Origin of the sequence: Castellaniella sp. (assembly GCF_034675905.1) — a bacterium.
Classification (GTDB): domain Bacteria; phylum Pseudomonadota; class Gammaproteobacteria; order Burkholderiales; family Burkholderiaceae_B; genus Castellaniella.
The window spans coordinates 432147-453459 of record NZ_JAUCCV010000010.1 but is presented as its reverse complement, the minus strand read 5'-3'; the positions used below and the strand labels follow the sequence as shown (position 1 = coordinate 453459).

Here is a 21313-nt window from a genome sequence, read left to right as displayed (position 1 = left end):
TGGCGGTGGTGCCGGTCCCCTTCAGATGGGTTCGTCCAGCCCGAACTGCACCTGTTCTGCGGCGCGCAGCAACGCGCGGGCTTTGGCTTCGGTTTCCTGCCATTCCTTTTCGGGGTCTGAGTCTGCGACGATGCCAGCGGCGGCCTGCACGTACAGCATGCCGTCGCGGATGACGCCGGTGCGGATGGCGATGGCCAGGTCCATTTCGCCGCCGTAGCTCAGATAACCGGCTGCCCCGCCGTAGATGCCGCGGCGCACGGGTTCCAGTTCGTCGATGATTTCCATGGCGCGTACTTTCGGTGCGCCGGTCAGGGTGCCCGCCGGGAACGTTGCCCGCAGCACGTCGATGTTGCTCATGTCGTCGTTCAATTCACCGCAGACATTGGACACCAGGTGCATGACGTGGGAATAGCGCTCGATCGTCATGGTGTCGGTGACTTCGACGGAGCCGGTTTTGGCGACGCGGCCGATGTCGTTGCGGGCCAGGTCGATCAGCATGACGTGTTCGGCGCGTTCTTTCGGGTCGGCCAGCAGCTCCTGTTCCAGGCGCAGGTCTTCGTCCTGGGTGGCGCCGCGCTTGCGGGTGCCGGCCAGGGGGCGGATGGTGACCATTTCGCGGGTCTGGCCGCCTTCGGTTTCCCGGTCCTGGCGCACCAGGATCTCGGGTGATGCGCCGACCACATGGAAGGTATCGAAATTCCAGTAGTACATATAAGGCGAGGGGTTCAGGGACCGCAGCGCCCGGTACAGCGACAAGGGAGAGTCGCGGAAGGGCTTGGTGATCACCTGGCCTATCTGCACCTGCATCAGGTCGCCGGCGGCGATATATTCCTTGGCCTTCAGCACGGCCTCGAGATAGTCCTCTTTTTTGAAGTCGCGCTCGATAGGGGTCTGCATGCTGGCGTAGGCGTAGGGAATCACGACCGGGGTGCGCAGCTTTTCACGCAAAGCCTTCAGGCGGCGGCGAGCCAGGGCATAGGCTTCGGGCTGCGACGGATCGGCGTAGACGATCAGGTAGGTGCGACCGGCCAGGTTGTCGACGATGACGAGCTCATCGACCTGCAGCAGCATGATGTCCGGGGTGCCAGGCTGCTGGCCGGCGGGCCGCGGTTTGACGCAAGGGCCCAGGCGCGGCTCGATGTGGCGCACCGTGTCGTAGCCGAAATAGCCAGCCAGGCCGCCTGCAAAGCGCGGCATGCCGGGGCGCAGCGCCACTCGGAAGCGTTTTTGAAAATCCTCGATGAAGGTCAGCGGGTCGCCTTCGTGTGTTTCCACGACCTGGCCTTGGCGCACGACTTCCGTCGTCGTGCCGGTGGCGCGAATCAGGGTCTTGGCAGGCAAGCCGATAAAAGAATAGCGGCCGAACCGCTCGCCGCCGACGACGGACTCCAGCAGGCAGCTGTTGCGCCCGGCCTCGGGGCCGGCGTGGGCCAGTTTCAGATAGATCGCCAGCGGCGTATCCAGGTCGGCGTAGGTTTCCGCAATCAGTGGAATGCGGTTGTAGCCTTGGGCGGCTAGTGCATTGAATTCGATTTCTGTCATGGCGGTCTTATGGGATGAGGGCGGCCGAGACAGAAAAGCCCGGCCAATCAAAGGTCCGGGCTGTGATACGGGGCGACGCAGCAGATCTGAGTCCCCCGGGATGCCATTACCCGGAGCGCTAACACCACCAGCGCCAGATGGCGCAGGTGGTGATCGGGTAATAGCGGAAGCTGTTCATGCGAATTGCGGTGTTTGGTCAGCAGCCCACTGGGCGGCCTCGACAAGGGAATCCACTATAGCATCCACGGGCAGGCTCTGCACGGGCTGGCCTTCGTTGTAGCCATAGGGCAGGGCCAGCGCCCGGATGCCGGCCGCCTGAGCAGCCAAGGCATCATTGATCGAGTCGCCGATGAACAGGGCCTGTGCCGTTTGGATACCCAGCAGATCGCAAGCATGGAAGAGCGGCAGCGGGTCCGGTTTCTTGCGTTCGCAGGTGTCGCCGCAGACCACGACATCGAAATAGCTGTCCAGGCCCATGTGCCGCAGCAGGGGGGCGGTGAAATCCGAGCCCTTGTTGGTGACGACGGCCAGCCGCGCGCCTTGGCTGCGAAAGGCTTCCAGGCCTGCCTGCACGCCGGGGAACAGTTGGCTGTGGCGGCCATTGAAGGCGCGGTAGTGATCCTGATAGCGCGCCAGACCGCGCATGACCTGGTCGACGTTGGGCGGCTGCCTGTCGTGGCTGAGTGTCCGGATGACCAATTGTTCGATGCCCTTGCCGACGAAGGTCGCAATCAGAGCTTCGGGCAGGGGAGGCAGATCCATGTCCTGGCGCATGGCGTTGGCGGCATCCGCCAAGTCGGGGATGGTATCCACCAAAGTGCCATCCAGGTCAAACAATATTCCGGCAAAGTGCATGTGGTGCTGCTGCTAAATGAAGTCGATGCGTCAAACCACTCAATGGTAGCACTTCCCATGTCATGGCGTCGTTGATGCAGATCTTAAAAAATGGTGGTGGCATCATCCCCGGCAGTCAGGGTATGTCGTTGTGCGTCGCCCTGGGCGATGCCTTGGCGCAGCTGGGTGATCACTTGGGCATAATCAGGCTGGCCGAAAATTGCCGAACCGGCCACGAATGCGTCGGCTCCGGCAGCGCGGATATCGGCGATGTTGTCGGCCTTGACCCCGCCGTCGACCTCCAGGGCGATGGCTTGGCCGGTCTGGGCCAGCCAGCGGTCGATGCGCGCGCGCGCCTGCTGCAGTTTTTGCAGCGTATGGGGGATGAAGGACTGTCCGCCAAAGCCCGGGTTGACCGACATCAGCAGGACCAGGTCCAGCCGTTCCATGACGTGATCCATCCAGTCCAGCGGCGTAGCGGGGTTGAAGACCAGCCCGGCCTGGCAGCCGTGATCGCGGATCAGCGCCAAGGTGCGATCCACGTGGCGCGAGGCTTCCGGGTGGAAGCTGATGATGTCGGCCCCGGCCTTGGCAAAGGCGGGTACCAGCGCGTCGACCGGCTCGACCATCAGGTGCACGTCGATGGGCGCCTGGGTGTGAGGCCGCAGCGCCGCGCAGACCATGGGCCCCATCGTCAGGTTGGGGACGAAATGGTTGTCCATGACGTCAAAATGGATCCAGTCGGCGCCGGCGGCGATGACGGCAGTGGTTTCTTCGCCCAGGCGGGCGAAGTCGGCGGCCAGGAGGCTGGGGGCGATGCGGGCGGCGGGCAGATCGGTCATGGCGAAACAGGGCCTGGATGTGTCATGATGGCGGTTTGATGATCCGCCTATTTTAGTGCACTTGATTTCGGCATGAAAAAGCTTCTGTGGTCTGCGGCCGTGCTGGCCTTTTTAAGCGCCTGTTCCTCGGTCCCCTTGGAAGAAAGCCCGGTGGGTGAACCGGTCGGCGCCGGACCATCCGTCGTGCAGCCTTTGATCGTACCGCCGCTGTCCGCCTTGCCGGAAACCCCCGCACGGGTTCTGAAGGGGCGCTATACGCCGGTGTCCTGGCAACAGGTGCCGGGCTGGGCGGGCGACGATCTGGCGCATGTCTGGAAAGGGCTGCTCAACGACTGTCGCGGCTTGATGCGCGCCGTATCCGGTTCGCTGGCATCGCCCGCCCGCGCCGCGCCGCGCGCCTGGCAGCCTGTGTGTCAGGCGGCCGTACAAACGGGTCTTGGACCGCAGGCTTCAGGGGCGGCGGTGCGTGATTTCCTGCAGGCGCACTTGCGACCCTGGCAGTTGGATCAGGCTTCCGGGCAGCCTGCCAGCGGGACGACCACCGGCTATTACGAACCCTTGATCCGCGTGTCGCGCAGCCGTACGAACAGCTACCAATGGCCGTTGTATGCGGCGCCTGCCGATTTGCTGATCGTGGATCTGGGGGCGATCTACCCTGAACTCGCAGGCAAGCGGGTGCGGGGCAAGCTGGATGGCCGGCGCGTCGTGCCATACGACACGCGGGCGCAGATTGCGGCCGATCCGGCCCGTCAGCCGCCCGTCATCGTGTGGGCCAGCGACCCGGTCGAGGCGTTCTTCCTGCAGATACAGGGTTCCGGGCGGGCAGTGCTGCCGGATGGGTCGATGGTGCGCCTGGCGTACGCCGATCACAACGGGCGCCCCTATGTGTCCATCGGCCAGTGGTTGGCCAAGCAGGGCGAAATGCCGCTGGCCCAGACCTCGATGCAAAATATCAAGCAGTGGGCTCGCGATCACCCTGATCGGGTGCAGCAGATGCTCAACGTCAATCCGGCCATGGTGTTTTTCCGTGAAGAAACCATCGATGATCCTGAGCTCGGGCCGCGGGGCGCCTATGGCGTACCCTTGATGGCGCAGCGTGCGATTGCCGTGGATACGGATTTTGTGCCTCTGGGTACGCCGGTCTGGCTGGATACCCGCCAGCCAGGCGGATCGGGGCCTTTGCAGCGCCTGGTGTTCGCGCAGGATACGGGCGCGGCCATCCGGGGTGCGGCGCGTGCTGATTTTTATTGGGGCACCGGCGATCAGGCCGGAGCCGCCGCCGGCCGCATGAAGCAGGCGGGCCGGATGTGGCTGCTGTGGCCGGCTCAGGCCGGAGCGCCCAGCGCCCGTTAAGGAATTCGTCATGAAACAAGCATCTGTTCTGGTGTGCGGCACCGGTATCGCCGGTCTGGCTTGCGCCTTGGGGCTGTCCCGGGCAGGACTGTCGGTCGATCTGCTGGGCCCGCGTCAGATGCCGCCCGTGCGCCCCGCCGATGACTACCATCCGCGCGTGTATGCGATTTCTGACACCAGCCGCGCCTTGCTGGATCGTTTGGGGGCCTGGCGCTTGATCCATGCCCACCGCATCACGCCGGTCGAGGCCATGGAAATCCATGGCGACGCCAACGGCTTTCTGGATCTGTCCGCTTGGCAGGATGCGCGCGATACCCTGGCGTGGATCGTCGAGTCCGGCGAGATCGAGCGCGCTTTGCAGCAGGCGGTGCAGGTCATGGGCGTCGCCTGGCACGAAGACCAGTTCACCGGTTTGGAGACCAAGGGCCAGGGCGTCTGCGTGATGACGGCCTCGGGCCGGTGCTGGCAACCGGATCTGCTGATCGGCGCCGATGGCGCCCGGTCGCCGGTGCGTCAGGCTGCCCAGATACACCATGACTACACCCCCTATGGCGATATGGGTGTGGTGGCGCATCTGGATATTGAACGGCCGCATCAGAACCGCGCCTGCCAGTGGTTCACCGGGGATAGCGTATTCGCTTTGCTGCCGCTGCCGGATACGGCAGACGGGCCGCAGGCCTCGCTGGTCTGGTCCATGCCCGAGAACCGCGCGCGCCGCTGGCTGGCGATGGATGCCGAGGCGCAGCAGGCCTATCTGTTCGCCCATGCGCTGGCGATAACCGGGGGCCGTCTGGGCCGTCTGCGTTTGCGCACGCGGCCGCAGGGCTTCCCTTTGACGTTAGAGCGGACGGCCATGGTGGCGCCCGGCGTGGCGCTGGTGGGCGATGCCGCCCATCGTGTCCATCCTTTGGCGGGGCAAGGCCTGAATCTGGGGCTGGGCGACGTGCAAACGCTGATTCAGGTGCTAAGCGACCGCGAGCCGCATCGCGCCATCGGTGATTTGCAGGTGTTGGCCCGCTATCGCCGCCGGCGGGCCGAGCCTGTCTGGGCGATGGGCGCCGTGACGCATGGCCTGCATCGCTTGTTCGGCACGCAGTGCGCCTCCTTGGCTTGGGCCAGGAATCAAGGGATGCAGCTGGCGGATCGGCTGCCTTTCCTGAAGCGCCAGCTGATCCGGGCGGCGGCAGGGGACTGAGATCGCGCCGATTCATACGATGGTTTACATTCAGCATTGATGAATGCCGGTATGATCCATCCCGGTTTGATGTAGTTCCCAGAGGTTTTCATGAAATATTCTTTAAGTCTGGCTGGCATCCTGTTGTGCGGCAGCCTGGCGGTTCAGGCGCAGCCGGCGGATCAGGTGCTGGGCACACAGCCCGCGCGTTCCGCTGCGTCAGCGGCTGGTGTCGTCACGGCCACCGGGGGCGCTTCCTCTGCGGCTGACGCCGTGGTGACCGCCACGGCGCCCGCGCCAGAACAGGTGCAGGCGATTACCCAGGCCTTCACGCAGCGCTTTCCCGGCATCCAGGTCGATGCCATACGGCTGACGCCTGTGAACGGCCTCTACGAGGTGCAGGTCGGCCTGGATCTGTTGTATACCGATGCGCAGGTGGATTATGTGCTGCAAGGGTCTCTGATCGATGCCAAGGCACGCCGTGATCTGACCGCCGAGCGGCTGGAAGCCTTGCAACAGGTGGCTTTCGCCAGCCTGCCGCTGGATCGGGCCATCCGTCAGGTCAAGGGAACGGGCGAGCGCAAGGTCGCGGTTTTCGAGGATCCCAATTGCGGGTATTGCAAGCAGTTGCATCGCACCTTGGAAGACGTGGACAACATCACGGTTTATACCTTCCTGTTTCCGATCCTGACGCCTGACTCGGTGAGCCGGTCGCGGAATATCTGGTGCGCCGCTGATCCGGCCAAGGCCTGGAAGGCCTGGATGCTGGACGGGGAACAGCCGGCCACCGCCGACTGCCCGACCCCCATTCAGGATAATCTGGCCTTGGGCCGCAAGCTGAACATCCAGGGGACGCCTGCCATGTTCTTTGCCGATGGCAGCCGGGTCAATGGCGCCTTGCCGCTGGATGCACTGAAGAAAAAACTGGACGCGCTGTAATCAGCGCAGCAGCGTCCAGGCGCCGTTCTTGACGGTGATCAGTTCGCGGCCGCGCTCGTCAAAGCCGCTGTGGTCGGCCGGGCTCATGTTGTAGACCCCCTGGGTAGCGATCAGTTCGTGCGTCTGTTCCAGGGCGTCGCGCAATGCCTGGCGAAAGGCTGCAGTGCCGGGCTGTGCGGTTTTGGCGGCGATGGGGATGGCGTGCTGCAGCAGCAGGCCTGCATCGTATACATTGGCGCCGAAAGTCGCCGGCGGCTCGCCGTAGCGGGCCTGGTAGCGTTGGATGTAATCCTGGACGATGGGCTTGGACGGGTTGCTGTCGGCGATTTCAGGCAGCACCAGCATCAGGCTGGCCGCCAGGATCGTGCCTTCTGTGGCTTTGCCGCCCAGTTTCAGAAAGGCGGGCAGGGCCGCGCCGTGCGTCTGATAGAACTGCCCCTTGTAACCCTGCTGAGCCAGCGTTGTCTGGGGCAGCGCGGCAGCCCCGCCTGTTCCGGCCACCAGGATGGCGTCGGGCTTGGCCGCCAGCAGCTTCAGGGCCTGTCCGGTGACAGAGCTGTCCGTGCGCTGGTAGCGTTCGGCGACGGTCAGTTTCAGGCCCTTGTCCTTGGACAGTTTGCTGAACTCCTGGTACCAGTCATCGCCGTAGGCGTCTGAAAAACCGATGAAACCCACGGTGCGGATACCGCGTTTGATCATGTCGCGGACCAGCGCCTGGGCGATGATGTCCGTATTCTGTGTGGTCTTGAAGGCCCACTTCTTCTGATCCGTCATGGGCAGCACGATGGATGCCGCCCCCACGGGGGCCAGCATGGGAGTGCCCGACTCTGCCGCGAACTGCAGCACGCTCATCGAGTTGGGGGAGCCGGTCGGTCCGATGATGGCGTCTACGTGGTCTTCGGAGATCAGCTTCTTGAATGCGGTGACGGTTTGCGTCGGGTCGCTGGCATCATCCAGACTGATGTAGTCGATCGTCAGATCGCCAGCCTGCGCGGGCAACAAAGGGACCGTGTTTTTTTGCGGGATGCCCACCAACGCCGTGGGGCCGGTGGCGGATGTGACGACGCCGATCTTGACCTGGGCCAGGCTGGGCAGCGGCAGGGTGAGCAGAGCAGTGGTCAGGGCAGCCGTCAATATGCCGGTACGCATGGGTTGGTCTCCTTGGGTGAAACAGCCCGCGCTGGGCGGATCGCTGTCGGGTCATGCGCTGATTGTATTGAAAAAGCCCCGTTCCGGGGAACGGGGCTTAGGGGTGATGCGTGGCCGTGGGCGCTTTAGAATTCAGCCCATTCTTCGGTGTCCGCTGTGGCAGGCGCCGGCTTGCCCGGTGCGCGCAGCGCCGGGCGGTTGGCGGCTGGCGCATCGGTTTGTTCGGCCTTGGTGTCGCGCCGGGGCCGTTGCGGGGCCGGGCTGACGACTTTTTCGGGCGCTGAGGGCAGGCGCGGCGCCTGGGCGCTTTGCTGGGCAGAGGCGCCACTGTGCTGCTGCGCCCCGGCCGATGCGCCGGCCGGGCGGCTGTTGGCGTGCGCCGTGCCCTGATGGTCGGCATCCTGAGCGCCCAGGTTGAAGGTGGACACCAGTTGCGCCAGCGTATTGGCCTGGGATTGCAGGCTGTTGGCGGCGGCGGCGGATTCTTCGACCAGGCTGGCGTTTTGCCGGGTGACATCGTCCATCTGGGTGATGGCGGAATTGATTTCCTCGATGCCGGTGGTCTGTTCGCGGTTGGCCGCGTTGATCTCGCCCATGATGTCGGTGACGCGGTTGATGCTGTCGACGATCTCCTGCATGGTGTCGCCGGCGTGGGCAGCTTGTTCGTTGCCCTTTGTGGTGGCGGCGACGGAGGTATCGATCAGGCCCTTGATTTCCTTGGCGGCGCCGGCGGATCGTTGCGCCAGGGCGCGGACCTCGGCGGCGACCACGGCGAAGCCGCGGCCTTGTTCACCGGCGCGGGCGGCTTCGACGGCGGCGTTCAGGGCCAGGATATTGGTCTGGAAGGCGATGGAGTCGATCACGCCGATGATGTCGGCGACCTGCTGCGATTTGCTGTTGATTTCCCCCATGGTCTGCACGACCTGGGCGACCAGGGTGCCGCCGTCAGTGGCGGTCTTGGCGGCTGCTGCGGCCAGGGTGTTGGCCTGTTGCGTGTTGTCGGCGTTCTGGCGCACGGTGGCGGTGATCTGTTCCATGGTGGCGGCGGTTTCGGCCAGGGAGCTGGCCTGCTGCTCGGTGCGCGAGGACAGGTCCAGGTTGCCGGCGGAAATCTGGCTGGCGGCCGAAGCGATGGAATTCGCGCCGCTGCGCACTTCGCCGACGGCGTTGCGCAGGCTGTCTTCCATGGCGCTGAGCGCCCGTAGCAGCAAGCCGATTTCATCCTTGCCGTTGGCATGGACGGGGATGCTGAGGTCGCGGCGAGCGACGGCTTCGGCGAGGCTTACTGCGTGGCGCAAGGGATGCGTGATGGATCGCGTCACCAGCCAGGCGAACAGTGGCCCCAGGATCAAGGCCAATAAGGTAGCGACGCCCAGCAGCGTCAGGCCCAGCTGGTTGGCTGTGGCGCTTTCTGAGAAAGTTTGTTCGACGCTATTGCTTTGCAGCTGGGACAGCTTGTCGATCTCGGCGATGTATTCCCCCGTGATCTTGGGCATTTCCTGGTTGAAGAACGTATCGGCCTTGGCGTAATCGCCATTGTCCAGGTCCTTGAAGGCTTGTTCGCGGCCATTTCGGTAGAGATCGCGGACCGCCAAGGCCTTGTTGAATTGAGCGATGACGTCAGTATTTTGCAGGTGCGACTGAATATCGGCGCGGAGTTGATCCGATCGCTCGTCAGAGGTTTCCATGCCCTGCTTGAAGGTCTTTAAAACGTCTGGATTGGTCAGGTTAGCGGCAGCCAATGCCTGGTTGGCGTTGACTTCGACCTGGCGCGCCCAGCGCAGAATTTGGGCGTTATTGTTTTGGCGGGTGGTCAGTGTGCCGCTGTTTTGCTCGGTGGCGATCATGCGCCAGGCGCCGATGCCGGACATGACCAGCAGCAAAACGATAATAAGGCTAAAGCCCAGCGCCAGCCGGGTGCCGATTTTGAGGTTACGCATGAGGTCCTCGAGGTATAGAAGGGCTTTTGGAACCACGCAGGCGAGCTGCCCGACGTGGACCGGACAATTTTTCACTCGATTGTACGGAGTGTGACCGGATCCAAACGGCGTAACAGGGGCCGTGTCGGGGGCTTTTTCTTTCTCGAGGAGCACACTGACGGCCTGCAGAACAGGCCGTCAGTGGATCAGAACTCAGCCCATTCCGCTGTATCGGTCGTGGCCGGAGCAGGTTTTCCTGGCGCCCGCAGGGCTGGGCGACGAGGGCTGGCAGCGCCGGGTTCGGCCTTGGTGTGGGTGCGATGGCGCGCGCGCTGCGACGCCTGGCTGACAGCCTTTTCAGACGCCAAGGCCAGGCGTGAGGCTTGGGCTGCGGGGTGATTGGCAGCGTTGCTGCGCGGCTGCTGTCCGATGGCAAGAGTGTCTGCCTCTGTGCCGAGATTGAACGTGGCCACCAGCTGGGCCAGCGTATCGGCCTGTTCCTGCAGGCTGCCGGCGGCGGAAGCGGATTCTTCGACCAGACTGGCGTTTTGCCGGGTGACATCGTCCATCTGGGTGATGGCGGAATTGATTTCCTCGATGCCGGTGGTCTGTTCGCGGCTGGCGGCGCTGATTTCGCCCATGATGTCGGTGACGCGGTTGATGCTGTCGACAATTTCCTGCATGGTGTCGCCCGCGCGCGCGGCCTGCTCGTTGCCCTTGGTGGTGGCATTGACGGACGTGTCGATCAGATCCTTGATTTCCTTGGCGGCAGCGGCGGATCGTTGCGCCAGGGCGCGGACTTCGGCGGCGACCACGGCGAAGCCGCGACCTTGTTCACCGGCGCGGGCGGCTTCGACGGCGGCGTTCAGGGCCAGGATATTGGTCTGGAAGGCGATGGAATCGATCACGCCGATGATGTCGGCGACCTGATGGGATTTGCTGTCGATTTCCCCCATGGTGCCGACCAGTTCCGACACCAGGGCGCCGCCATCGCTGGCGGTCTTGGCGGCGGCGGTCGCCAGGGAATTGGCCTGCTGGGCGTTATCGGCGTTCTGGCGCACAGTGGCGGTGATCTGCTCCATGGTGGCGGCGGTTTCGGCCAGGGAGCTGGCCTGTTCTTCGGTGCGCGAGGACAAGTCCAGGTTGCCGGCGGAAATCTGGCTGGCGGCCGAGGCGATGGAATTGGCGCCGCTGCGCACCTCGCTGACCGTGCCATGCAGTTTCTGGCTCATGCGGCCCAGGGCCTGCAGCAGCTGGCCGATTTCGTTGGTGGCGTCGCTGTGGATGTGGCGGCTCAGATCGTTGTGCGCGATGCGTTCGGCGACCGATACCGCATCAGCCAGCGGGCGGGTGATGGCCCGCATGACACGCCAGGCAAATAGCGGTCCCAGAAGGAAGGCCAGGATCGTGGCGATGATCAGGATGTTTTCGTCGGTCTGGGCGTTGTCAGCCAAGCGGGCCTGGGCGGCGTTGATGCCGCTTTGGTGAAAGGCGCGCAGCTCGTCGATGCTGTTGATATAAGATTTGGCCAGATCGGGCAATTGATCGCGGATGATGTCGGTGGCGACGATGGACTGGTGGGTATCCAATGCCTTGAATGCGGCATTCATGGCGGTCAGGTACTGCTCGCGCCATTTCAGGATGCCGTCGTACGTGTGCAGGGATTCGGCCGCCGTCAGCAGGGCGCGGACTTGGGTGTCATAGCGGGTGATGTTGGCCGTGGCGGCATCGATGCCGCTTTTCAGATGATTGATCACGTCTGGGTCAGACACCAGGACATAGCCGATCACTTGATTGGCCCGGACTTCGACTGCGCGCACCCATTCCGTCATCAGCTGGTTGATTTGCTGACGCTCGACGATTTCACGGGTGATGCTCTGGGAATTCCGGGCATTCCAGATGCCGATCGAGGCCAGCACCAGAGACAGAAGCAGCAAAAAGGCGAACGCAGCAGCCAGCCGCGTGCTGATCTTGAGATTTTTCATGGGGTTTACCGGGGCGTATCCAAGGACGATAGCCTCTATATTAGGGAAAACCCTATACGCTTGATCTGTGCAGTAGGCTGGGAAAGTCCGCCTAGTTTCTGTAATGCGGGTCGTCAGCCGCCCGCATAACCGTCTGGATTACCGGATTGCCAGCGCCAGGCATCGGCCATCATCTGCGCCAGATTGCGTTGCGCCCGCCATCCCAGATCGCGGGCAGCTTTGCCGGGGTCCGCCCAGCAGGCGGCGATGTCTCCTGGGCGACGGGGAGCTACCGCATAGGGAATAGGATGGCCGCAGGCGGCTTCGAATGCATGGATCATGTCCAGCACGGAATAGCCGGTGCCGGTGCCCAGGTTCCAGGTCTGCAGGCCGGTATGCTGCTGCAGATAGTTCAAGGCCGCCAGGTGGCCCAGGGCCAGATCGACCACATGAATGTAATCGCGGACCCCCGTGCCGTCCGGGGTCGGGTAGTCGTTGCCGAAGACCGAGACCTGAGGCAGGCGTCCGACAGCGACCTGGCTGATGTAAGGCAGCAGATTGTTGGGGATGCCATGCGGGTCTTCGCCGATGCGCCCGCTGGCGTGAGCGCCGACGGGATTGAAATAGCGCAACAGGGCGATGGACCAGCGCGGATCGGCGGCGGCCAGATCCTGCAGGACCTGTTCGACCATCAGTTTGGATTGCCCGTAGGGGTTGGTGGGCCGGCCAGTCGGGCAGGACTCGGTGATCGGCATGTCTGCCGGGTCGCCGTAGACCGTGGCGGACGAACTGAAGACCAGGTGATATACGCCGGCAGCTGCCATGGCCTGGCACAGTACCAGGGTGCCGGTGACATTGTTGTCGTAATACTGCAAGGGTTTGCGCACGCTTTCGCCCACGGCCTTCAGGCCGGCGAAATGCACCACGCTGCTGATGGCGTGCCGGGAAAACAGCTGGTCCAGCAGCGCCCGGTCGCGTACGTCGCCCTGAACAAAGGCAGGCGTGCGGCCGGTCAGGGCTGCGACCCGCGCCAGCGATTCTTGTGAACTGTTGCTGAGGTTGTCCAGCACCAGCACGTCTTGCCCTGTGCTGAGGAATTCCAGCACGGTATGCGAACCGATGTAGCCGGCGCCGCCCGTGATCAAAAGCGTCATGGTCAAAAACCGATGCGATGGGAAACCCCCATGCTATCAGTTTGCAGGACGGCGGAAGCGTTCAGGCCTTGGGCGTATAGGCGCTGCACCAGCCTTTTTCAGCGACATCCTTGCCGCTGAAGATCGGACAGGGCCCCCAGGCGTCGCCCGGTTTGCCCTGATAGAGCTGGCAGTTGGCGCAGTGTTCGCCGGGCTTGTATTTGGCCTGGCTGGCCTGGTCCACCTGGGTGGCGTCGTGCTTGTAGCCCAGCTGTTTGGCCAGGGGACTGTTTTCGTCGACGTGGTCGGCGGCCAGAACCTGACGGGACAGAGCCAAGCTGGACACCAGCCCTGCGCTGTTGATCAAGAAGGTGCGACGAGAAGTTTTCATGGGGATTCCTGAAGGACCCCCGCGGGCCGGTATGTCTTTTGAGGCCCATTATTCGCCTGGCGGACCGATGTGGCAAGTTGCCGGGCGGGCGTGTGCTGTGGGCGGCGCTCAGATGGTTTGGGCTGTCAGGTGGTAGACGGTGGTGTGCATGCGGGTGACGCCGCGTGCGGCGAATTTGGGTTCCTGGGCCAGCACGTCGCGGATTTCCAGCCTGTCGATCTGCCAGCGCGCGCCAAAATGCGCTTGTACCTCGGTTTCCGGCACGGCAAAGGGGGGCCCGTCCATTTCGGCCTGGGGGTAGTCCAGCGTCAGCAGCAGGGTCTGGCAGCCTGCAGGCAACTGTCCGTAGACGTGCGCGGCATAGCGTGCGCGCAGTTCGGGCGGCAGGGCGATCAGAGCAGCGCGGTCATAGCAGGCCTGGCACTCGGCCAGCATGGCGGCGTCCAGATTGAAAATGTCACCGCACAGGTAGTCAATGCCCTCGGCCTGGTACAGACGGCCCTGGGGCAGGTCGCGCACGGAGGGCGTCAGATGATGGTCAGCGAAGAATTGTTCGACTGCCAGGGGCGACAGTTCTACTGCCAGGATGTGGTGGCCTTGAGCCGCCAGCCAGGCGACGTCCAGCGATTTGCCTGCCAGGGGGACCAGCACCCGGCTGCCGACGGGCAGGGCCAGCACCGGCCAGTGTTTCTGCAGCAGGGGCATGACCCGGTTTTGATGAAAGCCGGTCTGTCCATGCGCCCAGCGTTGCAGCCAGAAATCCGTATCCATTTGTATGTGTTCCATCCTGGAGTGAGCCTGGGTGCCAGGTGGCAATACGGCGCACGGCATCGGCGGATGGCCGGGCGGCGCATCAGGACTCTTCTTGTGTGATCAGTGTAGCTGCTTTGATGCATTTCCCGGAGGGCTGTCTCGTGGTATGCCGTTACAGGACCCAGCATCGGGAAACTTGAAACCAGGGCGGACGGCCGCCATCATGAAAGCGTTGTTCATGCGTTATCAGGAGTCCGAAATGAATCAGTTGATGAAAGCGTTCATGGCCGCTTCCGTGATTGCTTTGGGTCTGGCAGGGCCGATGACGGCGGTGCGTGCGGCGGGTCCGGGCGCTGCCTACGAAGCCATTGATCAGCCGACGGATGAGCAGCTGCAGCGTTATGCCATCGCCGTGCGGGCTGTCAGCGGGGTGGTCGCGGAATATCAGCCTCGTCTGGAGTCCGCCCAGGATAAGAATGCCAAGCAGGCGGTCAGGGTCGAGGCGGATCAGAAAATGGTGGATCGCGTCGAATCCGGCGGGATGAGCGTGGCCGAATACAACGGCATCAGCCACGCTGTGCGCAAGGACCCGGAATTGCGCAAAAAGGTCGAAAGGCTGGTCGGCCAGCAGCCGTAAGCTAGCTACGTCTTTTCAGACCACAGCACGCCACCGGTGGCCCAGTGATCCTTGCGGATCTCTGTCAGGATGATATCCACCGCCCCCGGCTGGCAACCCAGCACTTCGCAGGTGCGCTCGGTCAGCGCCTGAACCAGTTCGCGCTTCTTTTCCGCCGTGCGGCCTTCGAACAGTTCGATGTGCATGGTGGGCATGACGTCTCCGTGAATAAGAGAAAGGACTGGCAAGCCTAGCATATTCGCAGAGGCGGCAGCGACCCGGCGGCGGACCGCCGGTGGCAGGCTTCTCTCAGCAAATCCATTAAATATGTTGATAATATATTTAATGGATACTAGACTGTGCTCATATCGCAGGGGATCAGGGCGCCGGTAGGCAGCAGATCCCCCGGCCTATTGCACTTTCAGAGGAAAACGCATGATGAACATCGAAGGTATCCTGGTTCCCATCATTACTCCGTTCACGGCGGACGGCCAGGTCAATGCGCCGGCGTTGGCGCAATTGGTGAACCATTTCGTCGAAGCGGGCGTGGCCGGTATCGTGGCCTGCGGAACCACCGGCGAATACTATGCGTTGGACGCTGAAGAGCGCGATCTGGTCCTGCGCACCGTGGTGGAAGCCGCCCAGGGGCGGGTCAAGACCATCGCCGGAATCAATGCGCTGTCCACGCCGGAATCGATCACGCATGCGCAGCGTGCGCAGGCGCTGGGATACGACGGCCTGATGCTGGCGACGCCTCCCTACAGCTTGCCGGAACAGGCGGGCATCCTGCAGCATTTCCGCACCGTCGCGGCTGCGACGCCGCTGCCGATCATCCTGTATGACTTCCCGCAGCGCGTGGGGGTGCAGATTGCCGTGGAAACCGTGATCGAGCTGGCCAAGATCCCCAATATCGTCGCCATCAAGGAAAGCAGCGGCAACTTCAATCGCGCGCTGCACCTGATCCAGGCCCGCATTCCGGATTTTCAGATCATCAGCGGGTCCGACGACATGGCGGCAGATTTCCTGTTCTGGGGTGTGCGTTGCTGGATCAGCGGCGGCGCCAATGTCTTCCCGGCTGAACAGGTGGCGATGGTCAAGGCCGCCAGCGCGGGCCGTTGGGACGAGGTCCGCTCGCTCATGGCGGGCATGTATCCGGTCATCCTGGCCATGGAATCCGGCGATTACAACCAAAAGGCCAAGCTGGGCTGCCGCCGCCATGGCGTCGAGGCCGGCACGGTGCGCCTGCCGCTGGCGCCCCTGCCGGATGCCGATGCGCAGGAATTCCTGCATATGCTCGATGCCTACCAGGGCTAAGGAGATCACGATGCCGCAGACCAAAGAACAGATTTTCGAATTGGCCCGTCAGGGCAGCCTGTGGGCCGGCAACCTGATTCCGGGCCATACCGCCCCAGGCGCACGCCTGGATAACACCACGCCCATCGACAACAGCCGGATCGGCGCGATTGAGGCCGGCACCGCCGCTGACGTCGATCGGGCGGTGAAGGCCGCCCGCGCCGGCTTCAAATCCGGCGTCTGGTCCCAATTGGCGCCAGCGGAACGCAAGCAGGTGGTGCTGCGCTGGACCGACCTGATGACGCAGCACGCGGAAGAACTGGCCGCGCTGGATTGCGTGGATGCGGGCAAGCCGATCACCGAATGTCTGAATACCGACATGCCCGCCACGCTGGATACCTTCCGCTGGTACGCCGAGGCCATCGACAAGTGCTTTGGCCGCATCGCCCCGACCGGCCCGGCAGCCCTGGGCCTGATCGTCAAGGAACCCATCGGCGTGGTCGGCGCCGTGCTGCCCTGGAATTTCCCGGCGCAGATGTACGCCTGGAAGGTCGCCCCCGCCTTGGTGGCGGGCAATTCCGTCATCGTCAAACCGGCAGAGCTGACCTCGCTGAGCGCTTATCGCATGACGCAGCTGGCCTACGAAGCGGGCGTGCCGCCGGAAGCCCTGCTGCTGGTCACGGGGCTGGGCGAGGAAGCCGGTCAGGCATTGGGCCGGCATATGGATGTGGATGTGGTGTCTTTCACCGGTTCAACCGAGGTCGGACGCTATTTCCTGAAGTATTCCGCCGAGAGCAATCTGAAGGAAATCGTGCTGGAATGCGGCGGCAAGAGCCCGCAGGTGATTTTCGAAGATGCCGATCTGGATGGTCTGGTCGATCATGTCTTGGCGGCGGCATTTTGGAATATGGGCGAGAACTGCAGCTGCGGGTCGCGTCTGATCGTGCAAAACAGCATCAAGGATGCCGTGCTGGATCGTTTGCGCGAACGGCTGTCTGCCTGGAAGGTCGGCCTGCCCACTGACGAATCCGTGCAGATCGGCCCGATGGTCGAGCGCGCGCATTTCGACAAGGTGCGCAGCTTTCTGGACGATGCCGCCGCCCAAGGCGCGCGTCTGGTGCATGGCGGGCGCGTCCATGCCGATCTGGGCAGCGGCTGGTACGTCGAACCGACGATCTTCGATCAGGTGACGGCAGATTCGCGTCTGTTCCGGGAAGAGGTCTTCGGCCCCATCCTGGCGGTGACGCCTTTCGAGACCGAGGCCGAGGCTATTGAACTGGCCAACGACAGCGCCTATGGTCTGGCCGCTTCTCTGTATACCCGGGACGTCGGCCGCGCCCAGCGTGTTGCCCGTGCCATCCAGGCGGGTACGGTGTCCATCAACGGGTTTTCCGAAGGCGACATCTCCACCCCGTTCGGCGGCTATAAACAGTCCGGCTTCGGCGGACGCGACAACGGCCTGGAAGCCCTGGACCAATACCAGCAAACCAAAACCATCTGGTATGTGAATTAGGGGGCCCCCACGCTGCGCGGGCCGGGCCTTCTTCTGTAGGGGCTAGGCTTCTATCACGGTGCGGGTGAATTCCATCAGATAGTCCATCAGGGCATCCGCGCCGGCGACCGCTTGTTCAGGGTTGTTGGCGTGGATGCCCTGGACTTCGAGCAGGTGGCTGCGCGCGCCCCGTTCCAGGTCGCCTTCGTGCTGGTAGGCGTACCAGAACCGTCTGCATTGAATGATCATCGGCACGATTGCCTGGACCGCATAGGGATTGCGGCAGGCTTCATGGTTGATGCGATCCAGCGCCTGGTCGGCCTGCATGTAGGCGGCCAGGTCGCCGCGCTGCGCGGCATCCACCATGTCCTGGCCGCATTGCAGCAGGCGGGCCCGTTGGTCCGGGGTTGCTCGACGGGCGGCGGACGTGGCAATCAGGCGCTCCAAGACCCGGCGGGTATCGATCAGGATCAGGTGTTCCGCGATGCGGATTTCGCTGACGCGCAGGCCTCGGCGCGGCTGTTGCTCGATCAGGCCGCTGGCGACCAGACGCATCAGCGCTTCGCGGATGGGAGTGCGTCCCAGGCCGGTCAGGCGGATCAGATCGCTTTCCACGATGGGCTGGTTGGGCTCCAGCTGCAGGGTGGCGATCAGCTGCTCGATGGCATCGTAGGCGGCTTCGGTGGCGCGGGTTTTTGTGGGGGGCGTGGTAGTGGGCATGATCAGGCCTGGATTCCCCAGGCGAAGGGGTCGCCATCCTGCAAAATCAGGGTCGTTTCACCGCTGATGTGCGCTTGCCCGCGGATGGTGGGGATGACTGTGCCGTCGGGGCCGGGTTCGTAGCTGGCCTGGAACTGGCTGCCGATGATGCTGGCCTGACGCCAGATCTGGCCGGGCTGCAGTTTGCCGTCTGCGGCCAGGCAGGCGATTTTGGCGCTGGTGCCGGTGCCGCAGGGTGAACGGTCATAGGCTTTGCCGGGGCACAGGACAAAGCTGCGGCTGTCGGCGTCGGGATCGTTGCCGAACAGTTCGATGTGGTCGATCAGGCCGCCATCGCGCCCCCGGATGCCTTGTGTGTCCAGCGCATCGCTGATGGCTGCCGCGTATTCCGTCAGTTGCCGGGTGTCGGCGCCGGGATAGACCTTGTCCAGGGCATGGGTCAGGAAGAACCAGTTGCCGCCCCAGGCGATATCGCCGGTGACCGGCCCCAGCCCAGGCACGTCCACTGTGACGTCCTTGCGGTGGCGGTAGGAGGGGACGTTGCGCACGCTGACGCTGCCGTCTGAGTGCAAGGTCGCTGCGACCGGCCCGACCGGTGTTTCGATCTGGTGCACGCCTGGCTGGATGCGCCCCAGATAGGCCAGGGATACGATCAGGCCGATGGTGCCGTGGCCGCACATGCCCAGGTAGCCGGTATTGTTGAAAAAGATCACGCCGGCCGCGGATGCGGGGTCCTGGGGCGGACAGAGCAGCGCGCCGACCAGCACGTCGTGGCCGCGCGGTTCCAGAATGACCGCTTTGCGCCAGTCGTCGTGCTGTGCTGCCAGCCGGGCGCGGCGTTGGGCCATATCGCCCGGCCCCGGATCGGGAAAGCCGTCGAGCACCAGGCGGGTCGGTTCGCCGCCGGTATGGGAATCCAGAATAGAGATGCGTGTCATGAGCGGGCGCCAAAAAGAGAAAACCGGTTCACCCGGTAGGGGTGCAGGTCGATCGCGGGAGGCTGATGCATCGCCAGGTCGCGCACCAGTCGGGCTGTCGCGGCGCTTTGGGTCAGGCCCAGGTGCCCGTGACCAAAGGCATAGATGGCCGCCGGGTGGCGTGGCGACCGGGCGATGATGGGCAGGGAGTCCGGCAGGCTGGGGCGAAAGCCCATCCATTGGGTGCCTCCCGATGTATCCAGCTCGGGGAAGAAGGTCTTGGCCTTGTCCAGCATGGTCTGGGCGCGACGATAGTCGGGCGCACGGTTCAGGCCTGCCAGTTCGACGGCGCCGCCGACCCGGATACCGCAAGTCAGCGGTGAAATGACGAAACCGTGGTCGCTGAAAGTGACTTGCTGGCGCAGATCCAGCGCGTCAGGCGCCAAGGTGGTGTTGTAGCCGCGCTCGGTTTCCAACGGGATGCGGTCGCCCAGGCCTCGCGCCAGCTGGTGGGACCGTGCGCCGGCTGCCAGCACGACCTGGCGGGCCTGCAACTGGCTGCCGTCTTCCAGAATCAGCTGCACCCCGTCGGCTGCCGGTCGCAGCCAGCGCACAGATTGGCGCAGCAGCTGCACGCCGCGCTCGATGGCTTGTTCTCCCAGTGCCTGACCCAGCGCCTGCGGGTCTGCCACATTGCGCCATTCGGGGATCAGGACGCCGTGCGTGAAGCGCGCTGCCAGACCGGGCTGCTGGGCAGCCAGGTCTGCGCCTTGCAGCAGGCGGGTTTCGATACCGTAGCGTTCGCGCCATTGCGCGGTGGCCAATGAGGCCTGATAGCGGGGCGCGCCTTCGTAGACTTCCAGCACGCCCTGGCTATGCAGATGATGGCTCAGTCCGGTGCGTTCCAGCTGGGCCTGCATTTCGCTTTGAGACAGCGCCATCAGGGCAGCTTGCGCCCGGATGTTGGCGGGGTAGCGGTCCGGCAGGCTGGAGCGCCACAGATGCAGCAACCAGGGGGCGATGCGTGGCAAGTAGGCCGGCGGCAGGCTGAGCGGCCCCAGAGGGTCGAAGAGCCAATGGATGGCTTTGCGCAGGATGCGGGGCGAGGCCAGCGGCAGAATGTCGGCAAAGGCCAGGGCGCCTGCGTTGCCTTTGCTGGCGCCGCTGGCCAGGTCCTGGGGTTCGATCAAGATGACGTGCTGGCCGGTTTCGCTCAGGGCCAGGGCGCAACTGGCGCCGATGATGCCGCCGCCGATGATGGCAATATCGCAGGAAGACGCGTGCATGGGGTCCTTGGGATGCAGCCGTCCGTCCGCCAGACCTGGCGGACGGTCATGGGTTCAGAGAAAGCGTCGTGGCAGCATCGGCCCGGATGGGTGCGCGGCGCGGGACGCCGCTTTCATGGTGGCACAGCCCATGTAAATATGCAATAAATATATTTACGAGATCGAGCCAGCGCCTGTGGCGCCGGGTCTTATTCGGTGCCCCAGCGGCGAGCCAGAATGGCGCGTTCGAGGACGCCGACGTACTGCTGAATGGTGATCTGGCGATTGGCAGGCAGATTGAAAAACCGGCAAGCCACCACCAGCAACGGCGGTTTGTCGCCTTCTTGGATGAGTTGGTCGTGGCGCAGCAGGCGCAGACTGACTTCCTGGGCCTCGATGCCAGGCATGTCGAGCATGCAATCGTCGAAAAAGGCCCCGATGGGCTGGTTTGCCAGAATTTTGTTGCGGTCGATCAGTTGCAGGCCGCCGGCGCTGATATTGGCCAGAGGCAGCGTGATTTTTCCGTCGGGCAGAGATGCGTCGTGAATCAGGCAGGTGGCTGGATTGGTGGTGGGGACGTCCATGCGGAAGAATTCACGCCGCTGGATGCGGCGCAGCTGGTCGGGCCAGCGCATGGACAGCGCTGGTTTGCCGCCTTGCATGGTGGGCTGCAGATGGCCGCGGAATTCGATCAGAACGCGATCCAGCATGCCCTGCAGACGCACTGCGGGCGCCCGCAGCAGCTGGGAGTTCACCGTATCGTCGGACGCATTGTCGAGGACCAGAAAACCCTTTTTGAGATCGAGTTCCAGCAGGGTGGAGATGATCGAAACGGCATGGCCGGGGACATCCAGACGCACCAGGGCGCGCTTGTCCAGCAGACCCTGAAGAATGTTCTGTATGTCGAGCTTTTGCGAAACCGCAAAGGGATCGTTTTCCTCGATGGCCATAGTATGCAAATGCTGAAATGTAATAACACTAGTTTCAATTTTAAACGAAATCGGCCCGGATCTACGG

At 63.7% G+C, this 21313-nt stretch carries 20 protein-coding genes; 6 read left to right on the top strand and 14 right to left on the bottom strand.

Annotated features, from left to right (window positions below; all coding sequences use genetic code 11):
- Nucleotides 1-21: 21 nt before the first annotated feature.
- The 3 genes from trpE to rpe all read right to left on the bottom strand — a co-directional run bounded on the left by trpE (nucleotide 22) and on the right by rpe (nucleotide 3218).
- Nucleotides 22-1542 carry an anthranilate synthase component I gene (trpE, locus tag VDP79_RS12270; protein WP_323018474.1) on the bottom strand — a complete coding sequence of 507 codons (1521 nt, stop codon included), beginning with the start codon at nucleotides 1540-1542 and terminating at the stop codon, nucleotides 22-24.
- A gap of 174 nt (nucleotides 1543-1716) precedes the next feature.
- The gene (locus tag VDP79_RS12265; protein WP_323018473.1) at nucleotides 1717-2397 is read right to left on the bottom strand and encodes a phosphoglycolate phosphatase; all 681 of its coding nucleotides are present in this window, start codon (nucleotides 2395-2397) and stop codon (nucleotides 1717-1719) included.
- Between the two features lie 83 nt (nucleotides 2398-2480).
- Nucleotides 2481-3218 (bottom strand): ribulose-phosphate 3-epimerase, encoded by a 738-nt coding sequence (rpe, locus tag VDP79_RS12260; protein ID WP_323018472.1) that lies wholly within the window; start codon nucleotides 3216-3218, stop codon nucleotides 2481-2483.
- Between the two features lie 72 nt (nucleotides 3219-3290).
- On the opposite strand from rpe, the gene VDP79_RS12255 reads away from it, so the two are divergent.
- From VDP79_RS12255 to VDP79_RS12245, 3 genes are all read left to right on the top strand, one after another.
- Nucleotides 3291-4571: a murein transglycosylase A gene (locus VDP79_RS12255; protein ID WP_323018471.1), complete on the top strand. Its 1281-nt coding sequence runs from the start codon at nucleotides 3291-3293 to the stop codon at nucleotides 4569-4571.
- 10 nt (nucleotides 4572-4581) lie between these two features.
- Nucleotides 4582-5766 carry an FAD-dependent monooxygenase gene (locus VDP79_RS12250; protein WP_323018470.1) on the top strand — a complete coding sequence of 395 codons (1185 nt, stop codon included), beginning with the start codon at nucleotides 4582-4584 and terminating at the stop codon, nucleotides 5764-5766.
- 90 nt (nucleotides 5767-5856) lie between these two features.
- Nucleotides 5857-6684: a DsbC family protein gene (locus VDP79_RS12245; protein ID WP_323018469.1), complete on the top strand. Its 828-nt coding sequence runs from the start codon at nucleotides 5857-5859 to the stop codon at nucleotides 6682-6684.
- Here VDP79_RS12245 and VDP79_RS12240 read toward each other — a convergent pair whose 3' ends face one another.
- The 6 genes from VDP79_RS12240 to VDP79_RS12215 form a co-directional block, all read right to left on the bottom strand.
- Nucleotides 6685-7833: an ABC transporter substrate-binding protein gene (locus VDP79_RS12240; protein WP_323018468.1), complete on the bottom strand. Its 1149-nt coding sequence runs from the start codon at nucleotides 7831-7833 to the stop codon at nucleotides 6685-6687. It lies immediately after the preceding gene.
- Nucleotides 7834-7958: 125 nt separating this feature from the next.
- Entirely contained in the window at nucleotides 7959-9773 is a 1815-nt protein-coding gene (locus VDP79_RS12235; RefSeq protein ID WP_323018467.1) for a methyl-accepting chemotaxis protein, read from the bottom strand.
- A 185-nt stretch (nucleotides 9774-9958) separates the two neighbouring features.
- Nucleotides 9959-11737 carry a methyl-accepting chemotaxis protein gene (locus tag VDP79_RS12230; protein WP_323018466.1) on the bottom strand — a complete coding sequence of 593 codons (1779 nt, stop codon included), beginning with the start codon at nucleotides 11735-11737 and terminating at the stop codon, nucleotides 9959-9961.
- A gap of 113 nt (nucleotides 11738-11850) precedes the next feature.
- Nucleotides 11851-12870 carry a UDP-glucose 4-epimerase GalE gene (gene galE, locus VDP79_RS12225; protein ID WP_323018465.1) on the bottom strand — a complete coding sequence of 340 codons (1020 nt, stop codon included), beginning with the start codon at nucleotides 12868-12870 and terminating at the stop codon, nucleotides 11851-11853.
- 61 nt (nucleotides 12871-12931) lie between these two features.
- The gene (locus VDP79_RS12220; protein WP_323018464.1) at nucleotides 12932-13240 is read right to left on the bottom strand and encodes a high-potential iron-sulfur protein; all 309 of its coding nucleotides are present in this window, start codon (nucleotides 13238-13240) and stop codon (nucleotides 12932-12934) included.
- Between the two features lie 108 nt (nucleotides 13241-13348).
- A complete protein-coding gene (locus tag VDP79_RS12215) occupies nucleotides 13349-14011 on the bottom strand; it encodes a thiopurine S-methyltransferase (protein ID WP_323018949.1) in 663 nt (220 codons plus the stop codon).
- A gap of 241 nt (nucleotides 14012-14252) precedes the next feature.
- Here VDP79_RS12215 and VDP79_RS12210 point away from each other — a divergent pair, with 241 nt between their 5' ends.
- Nucleotides 14253-14630: a DUF4168 domain-containing protein gene (locus VDP79_RS12210; protein ID WP_323018463.1), complete on the top strand. Its 378-nt coding sequence runs from the start codon at nucleotides 14253-14255 to the stop codon at nucleotides 14628-14630.
- Nucleotides 14631-14635: 5 nt separating this feature from the next.
- Here the strand turns inward: VDP79_RS12210 and VDP79_RS12205 are convergent, their stop codons facing one another.
- Nucleotides 14636-14824 carry a 4-oxalocrotonate tautomerase gene (locus VDP79_RS12205; protein ID WP_323018462.1) on the bottom strand — a complete coding sequence of 63 codons (189 nt, stop codon included), beginning with the start codon at nucleotides 14822-14824 and terminating at the stop codon, nucleotides 14636-14638.
- Between the two features lie 220 nt (nucleotides 14825-15044).
- Here VDP79_RS12205 and dapA point away from each other — a divergent pair, with 220 nt between their 5' ends.
- Together dapA and VDP79_RS12195 are read left to right on the top strand one after the other, a co-directional pair.
- On the top strand, nucleotides 15045-15923 hold the full coding sequence (dapA, locus tag VDP79_RS12200; RefSeq protein ID WP_323018461.1) for a 4-hydroxy-tetrahydrodipicolinate synthase: 879 nt from the start codon (nucleotides 15045-15047) through the stop codon (nucleotides 15921-15923).
- A gap of 10 nt (nucleotides 15924-15933) precedes the next feature.
- Nucleotides 15934-17415, top strand: coding sequence for an aldehyde dehydrogenase (locus tag VDP79_RS12195; RefSeq protein ID WP_323018460.1), 1482 nt, complete (start codon nucleotides 15934-15936; stop codon nucleotides 17413-17415).
- A gap of 42 nt (nucleotides 17416-17457) precedes the next feature.
- Here VDP79_RS12195 and VDP79_RS12190 read toward each other — a convergent pair whose 3' ends face one another.
- The 4 genes from VDP79_RS12190 to VDP79_RS12175 all read right to left on the bottom strand — a co-directional run bounded on the left by VDP79_RS12190 (nucleotide 17458) and on the right by VDP79_RS12175 (nucleotide 21246).
- Nucleotides 17458-18114 carry a GntR family transcriptional regulator gene (locus tag VDP79_RS12190; protein WP_323018459.1) on the bottom strand — a complete coding sequence of 219 codons (657 nt, stop codon included), beginning with the start codon at nucleotides 18112-18114 and terminating at the stop codon, nucleotides 17458-17460.
- A 2-nt stretch (nucleotides 18115-18116) separates the two neighbouring features.
- Nucleotides 18117-19052, bottom strand: coding sequence for a 4-hydroxyproline epimerase (locus VDP79_RS12185; protein WP_323018458.1), 936 nt, complete (start codon nucleotides 19050-19052; stop codon nucleotides 18117-18119).
- Nucleotides 19049-20317 (bottom strand): NAD(P)/FAD-dependent oxidoreductase, encoded by a 1269-nt coding sequence (locus VDP79_RS12180; protein ID WP_323018457.1) that lies wholly within the window; start codon nucleotides 20315-20317, stop codon nucleotides 19049-19051. Before VDP79_RS12180 ends, VDP79_RS12185 begins: the two co-directional genes overlap by 4 nt.
- 188 nt (nucleotides 20318-20505) lie before the next feature.
- The gene (locus VDP79_RS12175; RefSeq protein ID WP_323018456.1) at nucleotides 20506-21246 is read right to left on the bottom strand and encodes a flagellar brake protein; all 741 of its coding nucleotides are present in this window, start codon (nucleotides 21244-21246) and stop codon (nucleotides 20506-20508) included.
- Between the last annotated feature and the right edge of the window lie 67 nt (nucleotides 21247-21313).